The 23,487-nt window shown below is 45.4% G+C and carries 18 protein-coding genes; 9 read left to right on the top strand and 9 right to left on the bottom strand.

All coding sequences use genetic code 11. The features are described 5' to 3' along the window. Positions 1-89: 89 nt before the first annotated feature. The 3 genes from ABD036_RS03775 to ABD036_RS03765 all read right to left on the bottom strand — a co-directional run bounded on the left by ABD036_RS03775 (position 90) and on the right by ABD036_RS03765 (position 4,098). On the bottom strand, positions 90-2,258 hold the full coding sequence (locus tag ABD036_RS03775; protein WP_343856642.1) for a M3 family metallopeptidase: 2,169 nt from the start codon (positions 2,256-2,258) through the stop codon (positions 90-92). Between the two features lie 210 nt (positions 2,259-2,468). Beyond that, positions 2,469-3,194, bottom strand: coding sequence for a sulfotransferase-like domain-containing protein (locus ABD036_RS03770; protein WP_343856640.1), 726 nt, complete (start codon positions 3,192-3,194; stop codon positions 2,469-2,471). A 7-nt stretch (positions 3,195-3,201) separates the two neighbouring features. Next, positions 3,202-4,098 carry an aminotransferase class IV gene (locus ABD036_RS03765; RefSeq protein WP_343856639.1) on the bottom strand — a complete coding sequence of 299 codons (897 nt, stop codon included), beginning with the start codon at positions 4,096-4,098 and terminating at the stop codon, positions 3,202-3,204. Between the two features lie 194 nt (positions 4,099-4,292). Here ABD036_RS03765 and ABD036_RS03760 point away from each other — a divergent pair, with 194 nt between their 5' ends. Then, entirely contained in the window at positions 4,293-5,108 is an 816-nt protein-coding gene (locus tag ABD036_RS03760) for a DUF6065 family protein (protein ID WP_343856637.1), read from the top strand. Between the two features lie 173 nt (positions 5,109-5,281). After that, on the top strand, positions 5,282-5,851 hold the full coding sequence (locus ABD036_RS03755) for a hypothetical protein (RefSeq protein ID WP_343856635.1): 570 nt from the start codon (positions 5,282-5,284) through the stop codon (positions 5,849-5,851). A 27-nt stretch (positions 5,852-5,878) separates the two neighbouring features. Here ABD036_RS03755 and ABD036_RS03750 read toward each other — a convergent pair whose 3' ends face one another. The 3 genes from ABD036_RS03750 to thpR form a co-directional block, all read right to left on the bottom strand. Beyond that, on the bottom strand, positions 5,879-6,484 hold the full coding sequence (locus ABD036_RS03750) for a histidine phosphatase family protein (protein WP_343856633.1): 606 nt from the start codon (positions 6,482-6,484) through the stop codon (positions 5,879-5,881). Between the two features lie 51 nt (positions 6,485-6,535). After that, complete coding sequence (gene purU, locus ABD036_RS03745) at positions 6,536-7,390, bottom strand: formyltetrahydrofolate deformylase (RefSeq protein ID WP_343856631.1); 855 nt, start codon at positions 7,388-7,390, stop codon at positions 6,536-6,538. 80 nt (positions 7,391-7,470) lie between these two features. Further along, entirely contained in the window at positions 7,471-8,010 is a 540-nt protein-coding gene (thpR, locus tag ABD036_RS03740) for an RNA 2',3'-cyclic phosphodiesterase (RefSeq protein WP_343856629.1), read from the bottom strand. 56 nt (positions 8,011-8,066) lie between these two features. Between thpR and hrpB the strand changes: the two genes are divergently transcribed. The 3 genes from hrpB (at position 8,067) to mrcB (ending at position 15,411) form a co-directional block, all read left to right on the top strand. Continuing rightward, positions 8,067-10,520: an ATP-dependent helicase HrpB gene (gene hrpB / locus ABD036_RS03735; RefSeq protein ID WP_343856627.1), complete on the top strand. Its 2,454-nt coding sequence runs from the start codon at positions 8,067-8,069 to the stop codon at positions 10,518-10,520. A gap of 154 nt (positions 10,521-10,674) precedes the next feature. Continuing rightward, positions 10,675-12,999, top strand: coding sequence for a M12 family metallo-peptidase (locus tag ABD036_RS03730; RefSeq protein ID WP_343856624.1), 2,325 nt, complete (start codon positions 10,675-10,677; stop codon positions 12,997-12,999). 111 nt (positions 13,000-13,110) lie between these two features. Further along, entirely contained in the window at positions 13,111-15,411 is a 2,301-nt protein-coding gene (gene mrcB / locus ABD036_RS03725) for a penicillin-binding protein 1B (protein ID WP_343856621.1), read from the top strand. A gap of 72 nt (positions 15,412-15,483) precedes the next feature. Here mrcB and ABD036_RS03720 read toward each other — a convergent pair whose 3' ends face one another. After that, complete coding sequence (locus tag ABD036_RS03720; RefSeq protein ID WP_343856619.1) at positions 15,484-16,215, bottom strand: hypothetical protein; 732 nt, start codon at positions 16,213-16,215, stop codon at positions 15,484-15,486. 286 nt (positions 16,216-16,501) lie between these two features. Here ABD036_RS03720 and ABD036_RS03715 point away from each other — a divergent pair, with 286 nt between their 5' ends. From ABD036_RS03715 to ABD036_RS03700, 4 genes are all read left to right on the top strand, one after another. Beyond that, positions 16,502-16,840, top strand: coding sequence for a P-II family nitrogen regulator (locus ABD036_RS03715; RefSeq protein WP_286285229.1), 339 nt, complete (start codon positions 16,502-16,504; stop codon positions 16,838-16,840). A gap of 18 nt (positions 16,841-16,858) precedes the next feature. Next, on the top strand, positions 16,859-18,121 hold the full coding sequence (locus tag ABD036_RS03710) for an ammonium transporter (RefSeq protein ID WP_343856616.1): 1,263 nt from the start codon (positions 16,859-16,861) through the stop codon (positions 18,119-18,121). Between the two features lie 169 nt (positions 18,122-18,290). Continuing rightward, positions 18,291-19,976 carry a gamma-glutamyltransferase gene (gene ggt / locus ABD036_RS03705; RefSeq protein WP_343857971.1) on the top strand — a complete coding sequence of 562 codons (1,686 nt, stop codon included), beginning with the start codon at positions 18,291-18,293 and terminating at the stop codon, positions 19,974-19,976. Between the two features lie 39 nt (positions 19,977-20,015). Further along, complete coding sequence (locus ABD036_RS03700) at positions 20,016-20,939, top strand: Dyp-type peroxidase (RefSeq protein WP_343856614.1); 924 nt, start codon at positions 20,016-20,018, stop codon at positions 20,937-20,939. A gap of 51 nt (positions 20,940-20,990) precedes the next feature. On the opposite strand, the gene ABD036_RS03695 is transcribed toward ABD036_RS03700, so the two are convergent. Both ABD036_RS03695 and hemL read right to left on the bottom strand, forming a co-directional pair. Next, complete coding sequence (locus tag ABD036_RS03695) at positions 20,991-22,082, bottom strand: adenylate/guanylate cyclase domain-containing protein (protein WP_343856611.1); 1,092 nt, start codon at positions 22,080-22,082, stop codon at positions 20,991-20,993. 110 nt (positions 22,083-22,192) lie between these two features. Continuing rightward, positions 22,193-23,479: a glutamate-1-semialdehyde 2,1-aminomutase gene (gene hemL / locus ABD036_RS03690; protein ID WP_343856608.1), complete on the bottom strand. Its 1,287-nt coding sequence runs from the start codon at positions 23,477-23,479 to the stop codon at positions 22,193-22,195. Between the last annotated feature and the right edge of the window lie 8 nt (positions 23,480-23,487).

Below are 23,487 nucleotides of genomic sequence, written 5' to 3'. Positions count from 1 at the left end.
AAAAAGCGCCAACGGTATTGGCGCTTTCATCGTATTAATCACATAACAGGAGCAACAAAGTCACTTTGCTCCTGTTAACCATGATTTACCTATTCTACTGGGAAGCCACGGTCACGCATTAAGGCTTCTACCTTAGCGTCACGACCACGGAACAAGCGGTAAGCTTCTGCTGGGTCCATTGCATTACGAATTGCAAACAAGTGCTTGACTAGCTTAGCGCCCACTTCTTTGTCGTAAAAGCCACCCGGTGCTTCGGCAAAGGCTTCTGCCGCATCAGAGGTGAGTACTTCAGCCCACATGTATCCGTAGTAGCTTGAAGCATAGCCTTCGCTGCTAAAGATATGACCAAAGTGGGTGCTGCGATGGCGCATCACCACTTCCGCTGGCATGCCTAACTTAGCAAGTTGTTCTTTCTCGAAGTTTTGCGGATCAATCTTGGCAGGATCTGTGGTGTGGTAAAGCAGATCCATGATCGCAGACGCCATGTACTCAGTGGTTTTGAAGCCTTCGTTAAAGGTTGCCGCTTCTTTGATTTTAGCCACTAGCTCTTGCGGAATAGGCTCGCCCGTTTTGTAATGGACCAAGTAATTGTTGATCACTTCATCAGTAGTCAACCATCTTTCTAAAAGTTGTGATTGGAATTCAGTGTAGTCTCTTACGCCTGAATGCGAAGTGGGGTACGCCACATCGGCAGCAAGGAAGTGCAATGCATGACCAAACTCGTGGAAGTAGGTCTCGGCATCATCAAAAGAAATCAAGGTGGGCTCACCTTCAGGCCCTTTGACAAAGTTAGAGTTATTCGATGACAGCACAGTTTTCTTACCATCGAAGGTGGTGTAACTGCGGTAAGTCGTCGCCCAAGCGCCAGAACGTTTACCTTGACGCGCAAACGGATCTAAATACCACAAACCGATGTGTTCACCACTGGTTAGATCGGTTACTTCCCAGACTTTTACGTCTTCATGGAAAACCGGCACTTTGCCTTCTTCGACAGGAGTAAACTTAAAGTTAAACAAACGACCGGCTACATAAAACATGGCTTCACGTAACTTATCTAACTGTAAGTATTGTTTTACTTCATCTGAATCTAAGTCGTATTTTTGTTTACGTACTTTTTCCGCGTAAAAACGGTAATCCCACGGCATGATTTTGATATCCGCGCCTTCAGCATCGGCAACCGCTTGCATATCAGCAACTTCTTCCTCAACCCGCGCAATGGCTGCTGGCCAGACTTTTTGCATTAAATCCATGGCGTTTTCCGGATTTTTCGCCATGCGATCTTCTAAACGCCATTGTGAATAATTGTCATACCCTAATAATTTGATGCGCTCGTGACGCAACGTCAAGATTTGCTTGATGAGCTCATTATTATCAAATTGGTCGCCATTGTTACCGCGACTGTAGTAGGTTTCCCATACTTCTTTGCGCAGCTCACGTTCGGTCGAATAGGTTAAGAATGGGTCCATCGAAGAGCGTGTGTTGGTGATGGCATACTTGCCTTCTTGACCACGCTGAGCAGCCGCAGATGCCGCCGCTGTGACAAACGACTCTGGTAAGCCAGAGAGTTGGTCTTTTTCAATGAACAAGACGTAATTTTCTTCGTCGGCCAATACATTGTTGGCAAACTGTGTTTGCAAGCTAGCCACTTCTTGATTGATATCAGCGTAGCGCTTTTTGGCTTCACCTTTGAGCGTTGCACCATTACGAGCAAACCCATTGTAATTTAACCATGTGACGCGCTGTTGCTCAGAGGTTAACGTTTTATACTCGTCGCTTTCGTAAACCGCGCTTACTCTGGCAAATAATTTTTCGTTTTGGTTTATCTTTGAGCTAAATGCCGAAATCTTTGGCACCATTTCTTTTTGAATTTCACGAAACTCTGGACTGTTTTTATTCGCGCTCCAAATGCCCCAGTAGGTGAATACGCGACCTAATTCTGCGCCCGCTTTCTCTAACGGTACTATAGTATTATCAAATGTTGGCGCTTCTGGGTTATTAATAATAGCTTCGATTTCAGCCAAATTAAGCTCCATGCCTTTCTCAAGAGCTGGCTTAAGATCCGCAAGTTTCATCTTATCGAAAGCAGGAACACCGCCATATGGACCACTATATTCAGCAAGTAATGGGTTGGTAATGGTTTCACTCTTTTCAGTGTGGGCCTTTTCAGACATCGTCTGCTGAGTAGTATTACTTTCTGAGCATCCAGCAAGTGCAGTGACCAGCATGGCGCTAGTAAGCGTCAGGGCAAATTTTTTCATAGGTTTCCTAATTATGTAGGCAGATTTGTGCTGTTGTATTTTTATTTTTCATTTTTCATGCCTTGTGACGGCACGTTCCCCCACATACTAAAGAATAGGTAGAAAACTACAAGTGAGGACGGTTACAAAGTTGTTAGTAAGCGTTGCTTAAATTTTACATTTCAGCAAAGCTTGGTCGCACTTTTTCAAAGAGTCTGTTGTTTTTGACCATTAAAGTGAAATTGAATGGGCTTTGAGGTGAGTGTAATAAGGCATCACCTGATCAACGACTCGCTGTTGTGCCGAGTTCAGAGTAAAGGTTTTTTTAGCCACGGTGGCAAAGCCGGTTGACGCTTCGACTGAGTGGTACCAATGTTTCGCCCATACACCGTCACTGCATCGTCTGCCAGATGGCCAACTGAGCATGTTAGCGCTAAATTCAACCTGCAAGGCATCACATAATTTGGGGATCAACCGATCAGCATGCTGAAGGACATCGTTAGAATTGATCACTGGAATATTTTGACCAGTCACTTGGCTGATTTCATCGAATAGTTGGGATTGGCGTATAATCCCGATATCTTCGGCACTGCAAACGCCGCGACTCTGAGTGTAAGAATTAACGATCTCACTTGGCTCTCGGATCAAAAAACAGTGTCTTATATTCTTTGTCCAGCTAAGGTCAACATTGGCCAACATGTGGTGCGTCATGTGCTTTTGATATTGTATTTTAGCGTTGACGGGACCTTGCGATAATTGTGTTGCTACCGTGTCATAGTTGCTGCTTTGCGCTTGTATTACTTCATCAAAGTACGGGTGGGGACTTTGGGTCTGCTGCAAGTAAAAAGCATAGAAAGGCTCATCGACCACGTCGCAATCTGGTCGATTTTCCCAACTGCGCATCATTGCAGTGGAGATATTGCGTGGCCCAGACCACATGGCGATTCTGATTGTCATTTATTGGCTATCCCTGCTGTTCGATCAGGTTTATATAATGCTGCTGCAAGATCTTGGTTTTAGAATTGTCCCCAGTGCCTATTTTCCTTCCGTCAATTTCAGATACGGGTGTTAGACCGGCGAACGTGCCGGTAATAAAGGCCTCATCTGCAGCGTATACATCAGATAACGTAAAGTTTTTCTCGCGGACCACTATGCCATGCTGTTTACATAGATTGATCACATTGCGGCGCGTAATGCCATCTAAACAATAGTCACCACTGGACGTCCAAACCTCATCTTGAGTAACAATAAAAAAGTGAGTCGAATTACAGGTGGCAACAAATCCGTGTGGATCTAACATCAGCGCTTCATCCACGCCGGCTTTTGCCGCTTGGATACAAGCAAAGATACAGTTTAATTTAGAGTGGGTATTGAGCTTGGGGTCCTGCACATCGGGATAGCCGCGCCTCACATGCGTGGTGAACAAGGTAACCCCTGCCTCTGACGGAGCCAATGGCGTTTTAAACTCTGCAATGATCACAATGGTTGCCGCTGAAATTGTCACACGAGGATCTTGATACGGCGTTGCTTTCACACCGCGAGTGACCATCAGTCGAATATGTACGCCATCATGCATCTGGTTTGCCTGACAGGTTGCCATTATGCGCTCGATTAATTCAGTTTTGGCTAAGCCAATATCTAAATCCAGTGCCTTAGCCCCGTCATACAAGCGTTTCATGTGTTGCTCAACAAAGGCGAGTTTACCGTGATGCAATCGTAGTCCTTCCCAGACTCCGTCACCGAGAATAAAACCGCTGTCAAATACCGAAATCTTGGCTTCGTTACGAGGGAATAATTCGCCGTTGATATTGATCAATATACTGTCATTGCGCGGATCTTGCTGGTACACGTGCGTAGCCATTGGATCGATTACTCTTTAAAAACAGGAGCATAGAACATAAACAAAAACCAAAGCGATGAAAACCTTAATTAGGTTCAAAATTATCAATTAAATTGCAATTGTGTGTTAAGGCGTTGGTAACATGAGGTTTTTTTTTGCATTTAGGTCATAGATACCGCGATAATTGTGTGAATGAGTTTAGTTTGGAAATTAGCATGAACCACAACAGCGAAACCGCATCTCCCTTGTCGATACCTGAGAATCGTATTCACGCCTATGTTATTCCTGGGGTAAAACGCGATGTCTCAAAGATGATCCGGCCTTGCACTGCAACCCGCGATTGGATGGACGCCACACCGGCACGTTATGCTTATCGTTGTATTCCGCTTACCGCAGCTAATACCATGGGCTGGGAGTTGCTAAATCCGGTTGATGTCGAAATAAGTTGGAGTGGATTGGAAAACGGCGACCGCTTGAATATTAAGCCTGCCAAACATGATCCCTTCGCGCCCGTACCCCATTTTGGTTCCGGCACAGTGACTTGGTATTTACCTTTTTTATTTCGCACACCGCCTGAATATGGATTGTTAATTTCTGGCCCTGCCAATCATGATAAACAATCCATTACCCCTCTTGATGCCTTCGTGCGCACAGACTGGGTGCCTTTTCCTTTCACTATGAATTGGCGTATTACTCAAGCCGATACACCTATCACGTTTGCCGCTGGTGAGCCTATTTGTCGGATAATGCCTTTTCCATTGACCTTGCTCAATGAGATGCAAATGGAGTTTCATGATCTAGGTGAAGATCCGGTATTTATGCAAAAGGTCAAAGAGTGGGAAAGCAATCGTCAGCGTAATTACCAAAAACAAAAAGAAGCCGAAGCCAGTTGGGCTGCGCAGGGTAAAAAGCCCGAATTAAAAGAGCTGTGGAATTCACAATATGCCAAAGGTCAAGGCAGTGAAATTGGTAAAATTAAGCATCAAAATGTGTATAAGTGCCATGAACCTGATGATATGCGAAAAAAATAGAGATCGCCTAATAAATATAACATAAACCTAAGTGATTGAATTAAAGTCGTTATAATTACTAAATCTGATATTAGCGTATATTTAAGTATACCTAATGTATTTCCACGTACCTTACACCGGCCATTTGTTGCGTATTATTTAATCAAGTTAAACGTACCAGTGAGTCAGCCATCATGTTCAAGTATCTATGTTTGTCTATGGCACTAATCGGCGGAGCGTGCCAAGCAGAAGAAAACTTCGTAGCGCAAAGTGTAAACTGGCTTAAATCGGGCTTACCGGAATCGGTTAACGTTGAATTTCAAAAATCGCGTATCAAGTTTAATGGTTGCAAGCATCGTGAATATGTCCTTGCACTTACGCAACCACTAAGCAAAAATTTCTCCCTTGAAGGCGGTGTGACCTATGCCAAAGGCCAGCTAAACTGGGGGATCAACAATCAGAAAATCAGCCTTAAGCGCTATTCATTCCTACCTAGGTATCAAATAAGTCAAACCATCAGTGTGAGTGCCGGTATGGTGTTGCAATCTGCGCCAGAGTTTAAAACCTCACAAGGGTTTGAATTGAACTTACCGAAAAGCAAAATCTATATGTTCAGTAGTCGCTTTGAAGGGGTAAGAGACGAGCATCAAGTTGAAATAGCGCTAAGTAGTCATAAGTGGGATGCTACAAATGAATTTGGTACGCTGTTTGCCAATGGGCTGGTGGACAACAAATTGAATGTCAGCTATTCGGCATTTTTCTAACCGCAAAGGTACCTAAATACCCAACGGCTAAACCACACCAGCGGAAGCTAAGGGTCTCTCCTGTAGATGACTCACATCACATAACATCGGCACCTTGGATAAGTCCTGTTTGTTGATCTGAGTGACACAAGTATTTTCAAATCTCACGCCAGCCAGTTGTTTTTGCGGAATCGAAACTATTTCCGATAATATAAATCTGAGTACTAAGCCGTGGGTCATCACCACTAAATTCCCGTCAACTCGTTGAGCGTTATCATGTATGTGTTGCCAAGCTAGCGACATGCGCTGGGCAAATTGCTGATGACTTTCGCCATTAGGGGGATGGTAATCTGGCGCAAAAAAGTCCGCTTGGATATCGTCATAATGGCGGCCTCGCAATTCGCCAAAACTGCGTTCTTGCAACAGATCACTAAGGATAACAGGGCATTGCAACTGAGAGCCCAAAGGTGCGGCAGTTTGTTGAGTTCGAACATGACTACTACACAATATGGCGGACGCAGATGTGTTTTTAAATGAAGCCGCAAGCTGACTCGCCTGCTGCTGCCCACGCGCCGATAAAGGGGTTTGTGGGGTCTGCAAGATACGATCTTTATTGCCGTTTGTTTCGCCGTGACGGATCAGATATATCCACATTGTTGTCTATCCAAATTAGCAATATTGAAGCAGTAATGGGGTGTAAAGCAATTATGCAAATACCACAGTTTTATTCTTATGAATAATCACCCGGTCTTGAAGGTGATAACGCACACCATTAGCCAACGCCGTTTTCTCACAACTTTTACCTTTGCGCACCATGTCTGCAGCTGAGTCACTATGGCTTATGCGGATCACCTCTTGTTCTATGATCGGTCCTTCATCGAGATCTTTCGTCACATAATGACAGGTGGCGCCGATCAGTTTTACACCTCTATCATAGGCTTGCTGGTAGGGTTTCGCGCCAGCAAACGAAGGTAGGAAACTATGATGGATATTGATCGCTTTGCCAGCCAATTTTTGGCACAGGTTATCCGGCACAATTTGCATAAAACGCGCTAACACCGTCAAGTCTGCCTGATACTCGTCTAATAAAGCTTCGACCTGTGCGAAAGCAACGGCTTTATCTTGGTTTTTAAAATCTACCCAATGGAAGGGCACTTTGTACCAATCAGCAAATTGCTTCATTTGTGGGTGATTAGCAATGATGCAAGGAATATCGCAATCTAACTCGCCACTGTGCCAGCGATGTAAAATATCGATTAGACAATGAGACTCGTGACTGGCCAACAAGGCAACCTTCTGCTTTTGATGAGAATCTGAGACTTTCCAATTCATTGAAAATGATTCGGCAATAGGCGCAAAGGCACTTCTGAGATTTTCTAAGCTGAGGTTCAAGGTATCTGCTTTAATTTCGTGGCGCATAAAAAAGCGACCTAATTGAGAGTCGGTATGATGACTGGCCTCTACGATCGTTGCTTGGTTATCCGCTAGAAATTGACTGACAGCGGCGACCAGTCCTACTTGATCTGGGCAGTCAATAACTAACCTAAAGGTTTGTTGCATATCCTATTCTCAACATTGTTGTCGGTTTAATAAAGCTATTGTGCGGTGGGCTGACCGCATAGGTAAAGCACTAATTGCCATTAGCTATAACCTTTCGGACGAATGGGTTTGCGCATTTCCCATGATTGTCTAATAGGGTAATGCACTCCTTGCTTCCCCGACACTGACTCAAATAAATGCAATTTATCTACATTAATTACAAAATTGGGCGCAAGTAACGCAGCGGGCGGATTAGCTGAGACTTTTCTGACTAAGGTGACATGGGGTTTATAGTCTCGATTAGGCAACTCGATGGTGGATTTTTTGCACACCTCAATGAGGGAGGTGTATAGCTGATACACCGAATCGTTGACGTTAGTGCAGCCTAACCACAGAATTTTGGGCTTTGACCAATAGCCCATCATGTCCAGTGAAAACTGCTGAGGTTGCATCGTTAACTCGTCTAATCCCAAACTTAGCATTTCAAGTTGCCGATCGGTGATTTGACCTAAAAACACCGCCGTAATGTGAAAATTACTGGCGGGTACGGCTGCCTCAAAGCTCGGCAAGCTTTTGTGTCGCCATGCGTCAATATCGAGCTTAGATTTAACGGCTAGATCAAAGCCTAAAAAATAGCGCATTATCACTCCTTGAACGGTAAACTCTGCATATTATAAAGCATTTTCGGTGTACTAACGTGTTACCTGTAGAAAGTTGTTGGCCAAGACTGGCGGAGTTGATGGTCGAGAAAGACGTGATCTTAGTCGCACCACCAGGGGCCGGGAAGTCGACTTATTTACCGCTGAAGCTATTGCAACTGGCATGCTTTGAACAGCAAAAAATCATTATGCTCCAGCCAAGACAAATTGCGGTCAGAGCGATTGCTAACTATTTGGCCGAGCAATTAGGTGAGCAGGTTGGCAATACCGTCGGTTATCGGATGCGAGGTGAGGTTCAGGTAAGTGCCAATACACGCCTAGAAATTGTTACTGAGGGCTTGCTCACGCGTATGCTGCAAAGTGATCCTGAGCTGCAAGGAATTGGCCTGATTATTTTTGATGAATTCCACGAGCGCAATGCCCATGCCGATTTTTCATTGGCACTGTGTTTGGAAGCTCAGCAAGCACTGCGGCCAGATTTACGCTTGCTACTGATGTCAGCTACGCTGGAGGTTGAACCGGTTAATGCGCTTATGAGCGAAGCTGAAGTCGTTCAAACCCAAGGGCGGAGCTATCCGGTTAGCGTGCATTACTGCCCTGTGAATCCGAAACTGAAGCTGGAACCTCAACTGTTCTCGCTGATCAAAAACGCGTTAATTGAGCACACAGGAGACATACTGGTATTTTTACCTGGTGCCGCAGAAATCCGTCGGCTTGAATCTTTGTGTCAGACTCTTGATGGAGCGCAATTTGATGTAATGCCACTTTATGGTGCTCTAAACAAAGAGCAACAGATTGCCGCGATAAAGCCGTCGTCTGCGGGCCATCGTAAAATTGTGTTAGCAACCAATATTGCCGAGACCAGTTTGACCATCGATGGCATTTCGGTGGTGATTGATTCAGGCAAAGAAAAGGTCGCGAGTTTTAATTGGCAACGAAAACTACCGCAACTCAGCACTCAACACATCTCCAAAGCCTCAGCAACGCAAAGAGCGGGGCGGGCAGGTCGGCAATCTGCGGGACATTGTTATCGACTTTGGTCACAAGAGCAGCAACAGCGACGGAGCGAGCAGCACACTGCGGAAATTTTATTACTCGATGTCACCGGCTTTTATCTTGAAGCCAAAGTATGGGGCAACGAATTAAGCGAATTGGCGTTGCTGGATAAGCCCAAATCGTCACAAATTCAATATGCTAAAGACACCTTGAGTTGGCTGGGGGCGCTGGACAAAGACGGCAAACTCACAGCTAAAGGTAGGGCATTAAACCAATTTGGAACGCACCCAAGGTTGGCCAACTTATTGCTGGAAGCACAACAGATGGAAAACGCTATCACGCAATTGGGTTGTCTGGTGTGTGCCCTAATTGATCATAAACCGATCAAGGAGCTTAGTCATACCGTATGGATAAGTGATCACCTGCAGTTTTTATTGTCTTCTTTACACCACCCTATTTGGCAACAGGCAAAGCGCTGGGCCAAACGTTTAGGCGTGTCGTTGCACTCTGCGGACATTAATAAAGCGCTGCCTCATTTGGGCAACATTCTGTGTGCCGCATATCCTGACTATATTGGTAAACGCCGATCTGCCGAAGCATATTCTTTGGTCAATGGCACTGGCGTTAGCTTTCCACCTCAACATCAACCTCATAATAGCCAGTGGCTTATCGCTCCTAATTTAAGTTTACAACACCATGCTGACGCTCGCATTCGATTGGCTGCGCCCTTAGATGAACAGCAACTACTGACTGACTTTGCTGATCATATTAGTCACCAGCAAGAGGTGTTTTGGTCAACCGAATTACAGCGCGTGATTGCCCGAGAATACACCAAACTGGGTGCCATTACGGTATCTGAAAAGACGCTGAAATCGCCTGATAGTGCCGCAAGCGCAGTTGCCATCATGTCAGAGATAACGAAGCAAGGTTTGGCGTGGTTAAATTGGTCCGATTCAGTCAATCAGTTCATCTATAGAGTGCGCAGAGCTCGGGAATTATTAGGGCAAGATTGGCCTGACTTTACCGACGCCACCTTATTAAACCAATTGTATAAATGGTTATTCCCCTTTCTGGATGGCGTGAGAAGTGCGCAACAACTGAAACAACTAGATTGGCTGCAAATATTAAAAAATAGACTGAGTTGGCAACAACAACAGGCGCTAGAGACATTGCTTCCGGCCAGGACCGAAGTGGCAACCGGTCACACAGTCGCCTTACGATATTTAGACAACGGCGAGGTAGAACTTCATACCAAACTCCAACAACTTTATGGCTGGCAATCTGCTCCTACTATCGCCAATGGTAAATTGGTGCTGACGTTAGTGCTGCTCTCACCGGCAGGCAGGCCACTGCAAAAAACCAAAGACTTAAACAGTTTTTGGCAAGGCAGTTACCAAGAAGTTAAAAAAGAAATGAAAGGTCGCTACCCCAAACATTTTTGGCCTGACGATCCCGCCACAGCAAAAGCGACCAGTAAAACCAAAAAGCGTATGTGATATACAAAAACATGGAAATTATTTTACCCAAAGATTCATAAACTTACTGTTTTTGCGTGCGTAGGCACTAGAGAAAATGCGTAAAACACCGATACTGTGCTTTATGCTTAAATGCAATCACCCATCCACTCGAGCATGCTCGGAGGTAGTTAGAATGCGAATTTCTTTAGTCTTAATCATGTTGTTGCAGTTTTCTATTTTTGTAACACTCGGCGCAGGTTTATTACCCAGTGCCTATGCCAATGTTTTACACGATACTCTGATCGAGTCATCCCAAGAAGCCAGATTTACTCTCTCACCAAGTAACATGCGCAACCCTGTTACGCGTCTGGAGCTGACCACAACAGCTGGGAAACAAACATTTGAATTAACTGAAAATGAGACGCTACTCGATTCGATATCCGAATTTACCTCAAGAAGCGAGTTAACCGTATATAAAGGAAAAATATCTGGAAATCTAAATTCTTGGGCTCGTTTTACCGATAATAACGGCAAAATATCAGGTGCCTATTTTGACGGTACTAGTTTGTTTTTCGTGAGTCAGCAAACTCAGATCGATGCTGAACTTGGGGAAGTTCAGCGGTTCCAAGAGCAAGGCGCGGAGTTACTGGTGTATAACGCCAATCAAATTCGACACAGTGGTACTTGTGCGCTGCACGACGAAGCCTCAACAGAAGCCTTTTCCTATCAGGGATTTGTAGAGCAACTAACGCAGATGATGGCAAACGCTGCGTCAAAAGAGCTCAAAGTTTCATTAACTGCAGACACCGAATTCGAAGCTGCGAGTCCCGAAGACGCAGCGATCGAAATGATTGCCGAAATGAATGTTGTCGATGGTATTTTTGCAGAGCAGTTAGGCGTTACTATTTCCATTAATGAGATCCGAGTCTTGACCAACAATGGTAATTTAACTGTGACTGATGCGGTGGATTTGATCATTGCTTATCGTACTTATGTGTCAACCCAATACAACAACCCTGGCGCAAGTCACCTGTTTACCGGTAAAAATCTCGATGGAAGCACGATCGGCATCGCCTATGTTGGTGCTTTGTGTAATAGCTACGCCGTCGGTGTGACTCAGCGTTTTGGCAACAATACGGCCTTGGTAACCGCTCATGAGTTTGGTCATAATTTTGGTGCGCCACATGACAACCAGAATGGCTCAGCCTGTGCTTCAACTCCGGGAATTTATTTAATGAATCCGGGTATCAATGGCAGCGATCAATTTTCAGATTGCAGCATTGCTAATATGCAACCCTATGTCGACCAAGCGCAATGCTTAGTGGATGTGTCCCCACCAACAATTAACTCTTCGGCTAATACTAATGCTGAGGTTGCCGTGCCCTATCAATATGATGCCGATGGATTTGTCGAAGCCGACGGCTCGGGTGATATTGCATTTACGCTGGATTTTGGACCCGATGGCATGACAGTCTCAGTTGAGGGTGAAGTTTTATGGATTCCTTCTGAGCAACAGGTTGGCGTGCATTCGGTTCAGATCACCGCGACCAGTCAATATGGATCCGATAGTCAATTGTTTGATGTGGAAGTGGATGCGCCAGCGGAGGCTGAATATTTTGATTTTACCGGCAAACCGATTACGTCGTTTGGTGGCAAACAAGATGTTAAAGGCACTTATGCGATTACGAATTCTGGTGCCGGGATTCGTTTAGTTGGAAATCGGTGGAAAAAAGTAGACTTTGATTATCAAATCACACCTAACACTGTCTTGGAATTCGATTTCAAAAGCACTAAAAAAGGAGAAGTGCATGCCATTGGATTTGATACTGATGATGCGTTTGAACAAGCGCGATCTTTTATGTTGTTTGGCACTCAACCATGGGGTATTCAAGACTTTACATATAATTCCTTGAATCAAACACAACACTTTGTAATTCCTGTTGGAGAGTATTATCAAGGTATAGTTTCTAATATGTATTTTATTATGGATAACGATATTTTTTATCCTAGGTCTGATGCTGAATTTAGCTACATTCAAGTTTACGAAGCCGAAGAAGAGGACGATCAAGCATCACAATTGGAAATAAATTTCAATCAGGTTGAGATAACTAGCTACGGAACGAATCAAAAAATTAAAGGCTCCCATCAAGTTTTAGATGATGGACTAACGTTAAAATTAGACGGTAATGTATGGCGTAAGATCCCCCTGAGTATTGAAATTACAAGAGATACGATAATAGAGTTTGACTACAAATCTGATTTACTGGGAGAGGTTCATGGATTAGGGTTTTCGGTAAACAATGACCTCAGTAGATCCACTACCTTTGCCTTGATGGGGACGCAAATCTGGGGGATCACTGATTTTAATTATACTGGTAACGGAGAGTACCAACATTTTGAAATCCCAGTTGGAGACTATTATACAGGGGCGTTTCAGTATCTAATTTTTTCGATGGATAATGATGTGTTTTATCCAAGGTCAAATAGTTACTTTAAAAACATAGTAATTCGAGAGTAAAAAATTGATTTAGGCAGAGTCAGATTAGTTTTTTGTTTTAGATGCTATTAAATTGAGCCATGTATTTGAGACTGGTACACTGCGTTGTATTCAGTCTCAATTTTCTTATTCATGTCATTTGTTCAAAAACTTAACCCTATCACGTGGTTTCGCAAGTATTTCTGGAAACTATTATTACTGGCAACCGTCTGTTTTGCGGCTTACATGTTGTATTTGGACGCGGTTATTGCCCAACAGTTTTCTGGAAACAAGTGGCAGGTGCCAGCACAGATCTATGCCCGTCCATTAGAGATCACCTTAAAAGAAGAAATTACCGCTAAAGAGATCATTGAAGAGCTGGAATTGCTCGGTTATCGCCGGGTCAATCGAGCTATCAGTACGGGCGAATATCAATACGCCAATAATCAATTTATTGTGCATCGGCGGGCGTTTCATTTTGCTGATGGATTTCAGGGACAGACCAGCTTGTCACTTACCCTCAAACGCGGCCGAGTAGATAAGATCATCAATCTGAATAGCCAACAACCGATTTCAAGTTTTCGTTTAGAGCCTTGGCTGGTAACGCGTTTAGTCAGTGACGGTAAAGAAGATCGGATGCTAGTATCCCTTGGACAAGTGCCTAAGGAGTTAGTCGATGCCTTAGTGCTGGTGGAAGATAAAGACTTTTATCAACATCATGGCATTGCCCCGCTTTCCATATTGCGCGCTCTGATCGCCAATATATCAGCCGGGCGCGCTGTACAAGGAGGCAGTACGCTTACCCAGCAATTGATTAAAAACCTCTATCTGACCAATGAAAAGTCCATTTCGCGCAAAGTGAAAGAAGCCTTAATGTCGGTGTTAATTGACGCGCGATACAGCAAGCAACAAATATTAGAGGCCTATCTAAACGAGGTGTTTCTTGGGCAAAACGGCGATACCGGTGTGCATGGTTTTGGGCTAGCCAGCTACTTTTATTTTGATCGACCGTTAAACGAACTCAACTTAATTGAGATGACTACGCTGGTAGGCATGATCAAAGGCCCTTCTTACTATAATCCCCGTCGTTATCCTGAGCGGGTTGTCGAGCGCCGTAATCTGGTACTGCGACTGCTTTTCGAAAATGGCAATATCTCACAAAAGACCTTTGAAGAATCGTTAGATCAACCGGTTAAAGTGGCAACCGGTGCTTCGTTGGTGAAGGGCAAGCATCCAGCCTTTATGGATAAAGTACAGCGTGAACTGCGCACCATTCTCGATAATCCTAATATTCGTGAGTCTGGGGTGAAAGTGTTTACTACCCTTGACTCCAATGCACAGCGAAAGGCTGAAAAAGCCTTGTCTCAAGGCTTGCTGAGTATTGAAAAAGACCGCAAGCTAGCAGGGTTGCAAGCCGCAATGTTAGTCACTGACATAGATTCGGGTGAGATCCGCGCCATAGTGGGGGACAGGAACACGCAATATCAAGGTTTCAATCGTGCATTGGATGCAAGGCGTTCAATTGGCTCGCTAGTCAAACCCGCGATCTACCTGACAGCACTCGAACAGCCTGAAACTTATAATCTGGCCACGCCTTTACTCGACGAACCTATTGAGTTACCTGGATTACGCGGCGAGCCGTGGAAACCGCAAAACGCCGATAAAGAATTTCGTGGTCAAGTGCCTTTGTATACCGCACTTACTCAATCTTTAAATGTACCCACGGTCAGTTTAGGTATGGAAGTGGGGCTAGACAATATTGCGCATACGCTGCAACGATTAGGGGTTGAGTCGCCCGTGACTCAGTATCCTGCTTTAACACTGGGTGCGTTAGATCTGTCCCCTGTCGAGGTCAACCAAATGTATCAGACCATCGCCAATAGTGGCCTGCGCATACGCTTACATACCGTCAATGCAATATTGGCCCCTGACGATCAATTGATCTGGGAGATTCAGCCCGAGACTACTCAAGCTTTCGATCCAAACGTAACTTATTTAATGAATTACGCACTGCATAAAGTGACATTAGAAGGTACCGCGAAGCGGATACGCCGAAAGTTCCCATCCATTAACATGGGCGGCAAAACTGGCACCACTGATGATTATCGCGATAGTTGGTTTACCGGTTTTGATAAGAATGTATTAGTCACCAGTTGGATCGGAACTGATGACAACAAGAGTACCGGTTTAACCGGCGCAAATGGCGCGTTGAGGTTGTTTATCGATTATCAGTCCTTGCAAGAGCCTAAGTCGTTAGTGCGCCGTTTTCCGAAAGGTTTGGGGATTGCGCACTTTAATCCTGCTAGTGGTAGAGCCACGCAAGCGGGTTGTCAAACCAGCATGAGCTTGCCAGCCATTCTGGCTGCATTGCCGAAAAAACTGGATAAATGCGATACTAAAAACCCCAAGATCCAAGAACGTAAGAGTATCTGGGAGAGACTATTCGGTAATTAGCTGCCAAGCCTGTACTTTTTAGTAAGTCAGTTGTCTATCGTGGTTGAGTGCGTCCGCGTTTAAAAAAGCCGTTTACTGCTCGCCCGTTAAAGCCGTTTTATTCAAGCGATAATCAATAAACTGATTTAGTTGTGGCATCTGGGTGCATTTCACATTGCCACCTAATGCACCAGAGATATTAGCAATCGCCTTATTTAGTCCTGAGCTACAATTCACTTGCACGGTATTTTGCTGCATGATTTTTTCATCCTCAGTAATAAAAGGATCGATAGTGGGTAGCTGTAAATCCGGTGATACCTTTGCTTGTTGATACTGCTTCGATTGATTCTGCGCCAAGCGCTGATTGGCTTGTTCAGAAAATACCTGTAGATGTTGTTGCGCCAACTCCCGTGAACTGAGCACCGGTAATCCACTTTTAATCTCTGCGCTGGGTTCCTCATGCTCAGCGTTATAATTGATCGCGGGTAATGCGTCCCGCCTTTGCGCTAATGTTTTAGCCGACTCAACTAGAGGCGTTGGGCTAGGTTTAGGCTGAGCCTCTATCTGGGCTTGCGCTGATTCACTGCTGTCGGACGGGTCCATCCGAGCGGCTGTATGCGAGATTTTAGGCTCAATATCGATATAAATGAGTTTTGCTTGAATACCGATGGGTTCTTTCTTGGGTGACTTTTTTTCTGGTGCTTTATTGAGAGTAAGCACTAACGCACCTAATGCCAAATGTAATCCTACAGACACCAGTATCAGCGGATACACTGTATGCTTTCGGACCGGCTTTTGCTCTACTTTTTGACGTTCAAATTCCATCTAAACACACTTTTACCCAACCGCTGCAGTCAGTAGAGTAGGGGATCAAAGCATTAGTTCCCCAGTCCCCCTTTTTTGTTAATTATCCATAAAGGCTACCTACCTCCAACCTTAAATCCAGATTGGTGCAAATGCACCGCTGTGCACACCATTGGTGCAATTATTTTGAGCGGTGCTCGGTGATTTGTGCCTAATGTATTGATAAATATATCAAAAAATTATTGGCACAAGACTTGTTCTACAACCTGTAGCGTTTTACAAAACTATAATCACCGGGAGCAACATAATGAAACTAGTCACAGCGATCGTTAAGCCGTTCAAGCTTGATGATGTTCGCGAGGCCATCTCTGAGATTGGCATAGATGGGTTGACCGTTACAGAGGTCAAAGGGTTTGGTAGACAAAAAGGTCACACCGAGTTGTATCGTGGTGCTGAATACCAAGTGGACTTTTTACCGAAAGTGAAGCTTGAGATTGCGGTGCAAAACGATCACGTAGAGCGCTTGGTTGAAGCCATTGTGGGTGCCGCGAAAACCGGCAAAATCGGCGATGGAAAAGTATTTGTCTACGACTTAGAGCACGCAGTACGCATCCGCACGGGTGAAACTGACGGCGAAGCCATTTAACCAGCACAGGAGAAGATCATGGAAATCACATTTGAACTTGGGTATGCACTAGATACCTTTTACTTTCTGATCTGTGGCGCACTTGTAATGTGGATGGCTGCAGGTTTTACAATGTTGGAAGCTGGCTTAGTGCGAGCTAAAAACACCACCGAAATACTGACTAAAAACGTCGCACTCTATGCGATTTCTTGCATCATGTATATGGTCTGCGGTTACGCCATCATGTACGGCGGAGACGACTTCACTTGGTTTCTAAGTGGGATCACCGAAGATGGTGCCACCGGTGTCGCAGAAGATGCAGCCACTTATGCCCCATCAGCTGACTTTTTCTTCCAAGTGGTGTTCGTGGCAACCGCAATGTCGATTGTTTCGGGTGCCGTTGCTGAGCGCATGAAACTTTGGGCGTTCTTAGCTTTCGCGGTTGTCCTCACGGGCTTCATCTATCCTATGGAAGGGGCTTGGACTTGGGGTGGTGAAGCTGTATTTGGTATGTACACTCTGGGTGATCTTGGTTTCTCAGACTTTGCTGGTTCAGGCATCGTACATATGGCTGGTGCCGCTGCGGCATTAGCCGGTGTGCTTGTACTAGGTGCTCGTAAAGGTAAATACACCGCCGATGGCAAAATTAATGCGATCCCCGGTGCCAACCTACCGTTGGCCACTTTGGGTACCTTTATTCTGTGGATGGGTTGGTTTGGCTTTAACGGTGGTTCAGTGCTGGCGACGGCCAGTGTAGAAAGTGCCAATGCGGTTGCAGTGGTATTTATGAACACCAATGCTGCCGCTGCGGGTGGTTTGGTCGCTGCACTTATCTTAGCCAGAGTGCTGTTCGGTAAAGCGGACCTGACGATGGCATTAAACGGTGCCTTAGCTGGTTTGGTCGCCATTACCGCTGAGCCTTCAACACCGACTCCACTGCAAGCGACGTTATTCGGTGCACTTGGTGGGTTGCTGGTGGTTGGTAGTATCATTACCTTGGATAAGTTGAAGATTGATGATCCGGTAGGCGCTATCTCGGTTCACGGTGTTGTTGGACTACTTGGCTTGTTATTAGTGCCAGTGACTAACCCGCTTACCGCTGACGGTGGCTCTTCCTTTAGTGGCCAACTCATCGGTGCCTTAACCATTTTTGTTTGGGTATTTGTGACTAGCTTAGTCGTGTGGTTAATCCTCAAAGCGATCATCGGAATTCGTGTTAGCGAAGAAGAAGAATTCGATGGCGTCGATATGAGCGAATGTGGTTTGGAAGCGTATCCCGATTTCACCGGCGGTCGTTCATAATAAACTGACGTTAATACCGACAAGGGCTAAAACAACAATAACAGCGTCCTTGTTTTGATCTCAAAAGCCTCGCGTGTCGAGGCTTTTTGTTTTTAAGCTGCATTAACTCTTTAAAGCATTGATTGTGAAGCGTATCCTTAACCCTATCATCGAATTGGAGTTAATCAGCATGCGCAAGAGTTTGTTATTTTGCCTATCCATTATCATCACATTCCCAGCTTTTACTTACGATAGAATCACCGGCGAGCCCTTCGCTTCGCGCTCTGAGGTGATTGCGTCCAATGGTATGGTGGCAACCAGTCAACCATTGGCCACTCAAGTTGGCTTGGATATTCTCAAGCAAGGTGGCAACGCTATCGATGCGGCCATAGCTGCCAATGCCATGCTAGGGCTTGTGGAGCCAACAGGTAATGGCATCGGAGGAGACCTGTTTGCCATAGTCTGGGATGCCAAGACTAAGCAATTATACGGCTTGAATGCGTCAGGGCGCTCGCCAAAATCGTTAACTCTGGCGTATTTTAAGGAACAAGGTCTCAGCAAAATTCCATCCCACGGGCCGTTGCCTGTGTCGGTGCCTGGCGCGGTGGATGGCTGGTTTAAGTTACATGAGCGCTTTGGCTCTGTGCCCATGACGACCATCCTAGCGCCGACCATCGATTATGCTAAGAAAGGCTTTCCAGTCTCTGAGCTTATCGCTTGGTATATGAATCGCAGTGTGCCTATTTTAAGTAAATATGATGGTTTTAAAGAAACCTATATGCCCAATGGGTCGACCCCGAAAAAGGGCGAGATATTTGTTAATCAACACCTAGCGGCAACGTTGGAAAAAATCGCTACAGGCGGGCGCGATGCTTTTTATAAAGGCGACATTGCGCGCACTATTGCAGCTTACATGCAAGAGCAGGGCGGTTTTCTTTCTTATGAAGATTTAGCTGAGCATGAATCTGATTGGGTTGAGCCGGTTTCCAGTAATTATCGCGGTTACGATGTGTGGGAGCTACCGCCGAACGGGCAAGGAATCGCGGCGCTACAAATTCTCAACGTGCTTGAACAATTCGATATCGAAGGTATGGGATTCGGCTCTCCTGAGTACATTCATACTTTTGTTGAAGCCAAGAAGTTAGCTTTTGAAGATCGAGCTAAATACTATGCAGATCCACAGTTCAATGAGATCCCTGTTGATTGGCTAATATCCAAGGAATACGCGCAACAGCGCGCCAAGTTAATTGATATGAAACGTGCCGCCAAGCGCATGGATGCTGGAATTAATGAGGGTGATACGATTTACCTCACCACCGCTGACAAAGACGGTAATATGGTCTCGTTGATTCAATCAAACTACCGCGGTATGGGTTCTGGAATGACACCCACTGGACTGGGCTTTATTTTGCAAGACCGAGGTGAAATGTTTTCTTTAGAAGAAGGTCATTTTAATGTCTATGCCCCAGGCAAGCGTCCATTTCATACCATTATTCCAGCCTTTGTGACACGCAACGGTAAGCCTTGGTTGAGTTTTGGTGTGATGGGCGGCGGCACACAACCGCAGATGCACGCACAAATTATCGTGAATTTGATTGATTTCGGCATGAATCTACAAGAGGCCGGGGATGCACCTAGGATCCTGCATACAGGTTCAAGCGAGCCGACAGGTGAGAAGATGACCGACGGTGGCTATATTAGTCTTGAAAGCGGTTATAGCCAAAAAACGCGCCGACAATTAGTTCAAATGGGGCACACGCTAACCGATGTGTCTGGCAGTTTTGGTGGTTACCAAGCAATCCTCCGAGACCCTAAAACCGGCGTTTTATATGGCGCTTCAGAGTCGCGTAAAGACGGTCAGGCTGCTGGCTATTAAATCAGCTGAATACATCATAACAGGACGGAATAGCAACTCATGGCACAACCGCAAAAAGGGATCTGCGCAGAACCTAATCTGCATGCCCAATACTTAATGTTCAACGTGATCGACGATGACTCACAAGTGGTGCGCGCCAAACTAGCGCACATCTTGGATGTGTTTGAGCATTACGATAATGAACATTATGAGGCCATGGTTTCTGGCGTGATCGCGATTGGCGCCAGTTATTGGACTGAGCTTTATCCTGGCTTGATCCCACAGGAATTAGCCCCTTTTCCGGATATGGAATGTGAAGATAGGCACGCTCCTGCAACGCCTTGCGATCTATTTATTCAAATTCGAGCAGACCGAGCTGACGTGTGTTTTGCCATTGGCAGTGAAGTCTGTGAATTGTTAAAAGGACATGTTGAGCTGTTTGAGGAAGTGAAAGGTTTTCGCTACCTAGATGGCCGCGACCTGATTGGTTTTGTCGATGGCACCGAAAACCCCAGAGGCATGCGTAAACTTGCTGTGGCGATAGTCGGTGATGATGATCCTGACTTTGCTGGCGGCAGCTACATTCACGTGCAGCGCTATCGCACTAACATGGATAATTGGCAGCGACTTCCACTAAAGCAACAAGAAGACATCATCGGACGCACAAAAACGGATAATATTGAATATAGCGCCGATGATAAACCTGCTTTCGCACATACCAAGCGGTCAAGTTTAAAAGATGATCAAGGCAACAGCATTGAGATCCTGAGACAAAGCATGCCCTACGGCGATATGACAGTAAAAGGCCTGTTTTTTATATCACTGGCGAAAAGCCCTAAACCTTTTACCCTGATGCTTAAAAGTATGGTGTTTGGTGACGAAGATGGCGTATACGATCGACTACTGGATTTCACTGTAGCAGAGACGGGAGCAGCGTTTTTTGCCCCTTCCATTAGCTTTATCAAGAAAGCCAAAGACATCTAATATTATTCAGGTTAATTAATTGAGTGCTGGCGTTTCAGAAGTTATTTGAGGTTATTGAAGAGTTAGCGCGCCATCCCAATCTTTAGCCAAATCGGAATGTTTTGCCCGCTGGCATTGCTCGATATGATGCGTGATCAAAGGATCTTTGGGTGAAATCTCTAGTGCTTGCCCAAAGCATTGCAAGGCGCCATTCCAATCTTTATTGATCCGCGCTTTAATGCCTTTTTCAATGTGCTCAGCGGTGGCCAACTTTAATTCTTGTTCGTCTTCGGGAAGGTGGCTGAGTATTTCGTATATTTCCACCGGTGTTTTGCGTCCTTTTACTCTTACCCAGTCAAGTATTCGATAGGTGTACTTTTCCGAAGCGTTGGCAGTCTTAAGTACCTGAGCGCTCACCACAATGTCTGCCCCTAAGATAGGCGCGAGTGTTTCTAAACGAAAAGCAATGTTGACGCTATCCCCGATCACAGTGGTGTCCATTCTATCGTCAGACCCTACGGTGCCAATGATCACGGGACCAAAATGCACGCCAACACCGATATTCACCGGTGGATAGCCACTGTTGCTTCTGTGCTGATTATAAATGTTTAATGCGTAACGTAAGTCCACCGCAGCATTTAAGGCATCAACGGCTTTATCTTGATTAGAGCCGTTGGGGTGGTCAAATAAAGCCATAATGGCATCACCGATAAACTTATCGATAAAGCCACCGTTTTGATGAATAGGATCGTTCATCCGTAAAAAATAGGAGTTCAGGAATTTCATCAACTCCTGGGGTGTCATTCTTTCTGATAAACCAGTAAATCCACGAATGTCACAAAACAAAATAGCCACTTCATCTTCATCAGCTCGGCCTAGCTCCAAGGTATTGGAGCCATGTTTAGCAAAGTGTTCAACAAACTGGCGAGGCACAAACTTCTGAAATGTTTGGGTCAGACGCAGCGCCTCGTCGGCTTTGTTTAGAAAACGTTGCTCGGTCTCGGCATCTTGCTCAGAGCGTTGGATCTGACTGTGAGACAGCTGCGAGCTGTGTTCTTGTTGACGCGTTTCCAGTCTATTGCGCATGCGCAACAATATCACCACTAATACCGCGATTATGGTTAGCAATAATATGGTCAATGGCTGCATGAGTTGTTCAATCATTAATCGGAATAATCTTTAGTTTATCAACGCTTATGCGCTAAAGCTTAGCAAGGTATGGCAACAAATCATATGTTGTTTAATTACCTTTGTTAAGCTGTAGCAAAAATGCGTTAACGGGTCAGTTCACTGAACACAGATTCGGTAACTTCGAGTGTTTTATCGACAATAGCCTGATCATGCATTGCCGAAACGAATCCTGCTTCATAAGATGCCGGGGCCATGTAAACACCGCCTTTTAACATACCATGGAAGAACTTATTGAAGGTCTTGGTATCACAGTTTATCGCTTGTTGATAATTGGTTACCCGTTCGATATCGGTGAAAAATACGCCAAACATGCTACCGGCGTAGTTAACTGACATGGGGACGCCATGCTTATTGGCAATGGATTTTATACCTTGGGCAATTTGTTGGGTTGTTTTGCTCAGCTGCTCATATAAGCCTGGCGCGCTTATCTGCTTTAAAGCAGCAAGGCCCGCAGCCATGGCGACTGGATTACCAGACAAGGTTCCCGCCTGATAAATAGGTCCGGTGGGTGCAATTTGTTGCATGATCTCGGCTTTACCGCCAAAGGCGCCTACAGGCATGCCGCCGCCAATCACTTTACCTAAACAGGTCAAATCTGGCGTTACGCCATAAAACGCTTGCGCGCCGCCGCGTGCTACCCGAAAGCCTGTCATCACTTCATCGAAGATCAATACGCTGTTATATTGATCACAGATATCGCGTAATCCTTGTAAAAAACCTTCTACTGGAGGAATACAGTTCATGTTTCCGGCTACAGGTTCAACGATGATACAGGCGATGTCATCGCCATATTCTTCAAATGCTTGAACCACGCTGTCTAGGTTATTGAATTCCATGGTCAGTGTGTGTTTGGCAAAATCCTCTGGAATACCAGGCGAGCTGGGCACGCCAAGGGTGAGCGCACCAGAACCGGCTTTTACCAATAAGGAGTCAGCGTGGCCGTGATAACAGCCTTCAAATTTCAGTATTTTATCTTTACCCGTCACGCCGCGCGCTAGTCGTATGGCACTCATGGTCGCTTCGGTACCAGAATTGACCATGCGTAACATTTCCATCGACGGAACCAAAGAATTCACTAACTCTGCCATGGTCACTTCTGATTCTGTCGGTGCACCAAAACTGAGGCCATTTTCAGCTGCCGCTATCACCGCTTGGCGAATGAGCGCGTTATTGTGTCCCAAGACCATGGGTCCCCAAGATTGCACATAATCGATATATTGCTTTCCATCCGCGTCGTAAATATAGGGACCGTCTGCTTTGACGATAAACGGCGGAGTACCGCCGACGGCTTTGAATGCGCGAACCGGTGAATTAACCCCACCCGGGATATGTTTTTGTGCCTGTAAAAATAACGCTTCTGATTTTTGCATATCTTCTC

This window comes from Aliiglaciecola litoralis, assembly GCF_039523355.1.
Lineage (GTDB): Bacteria > Pseudomonadota > Gammaproteobacteria > Enterobacterales > Alteromonadaceae > Aliiglaciecola > Aliiglaciecola litoralis.
This window is presented reverse-complemented; position numbering and strand designations above follow the sequence as displayed.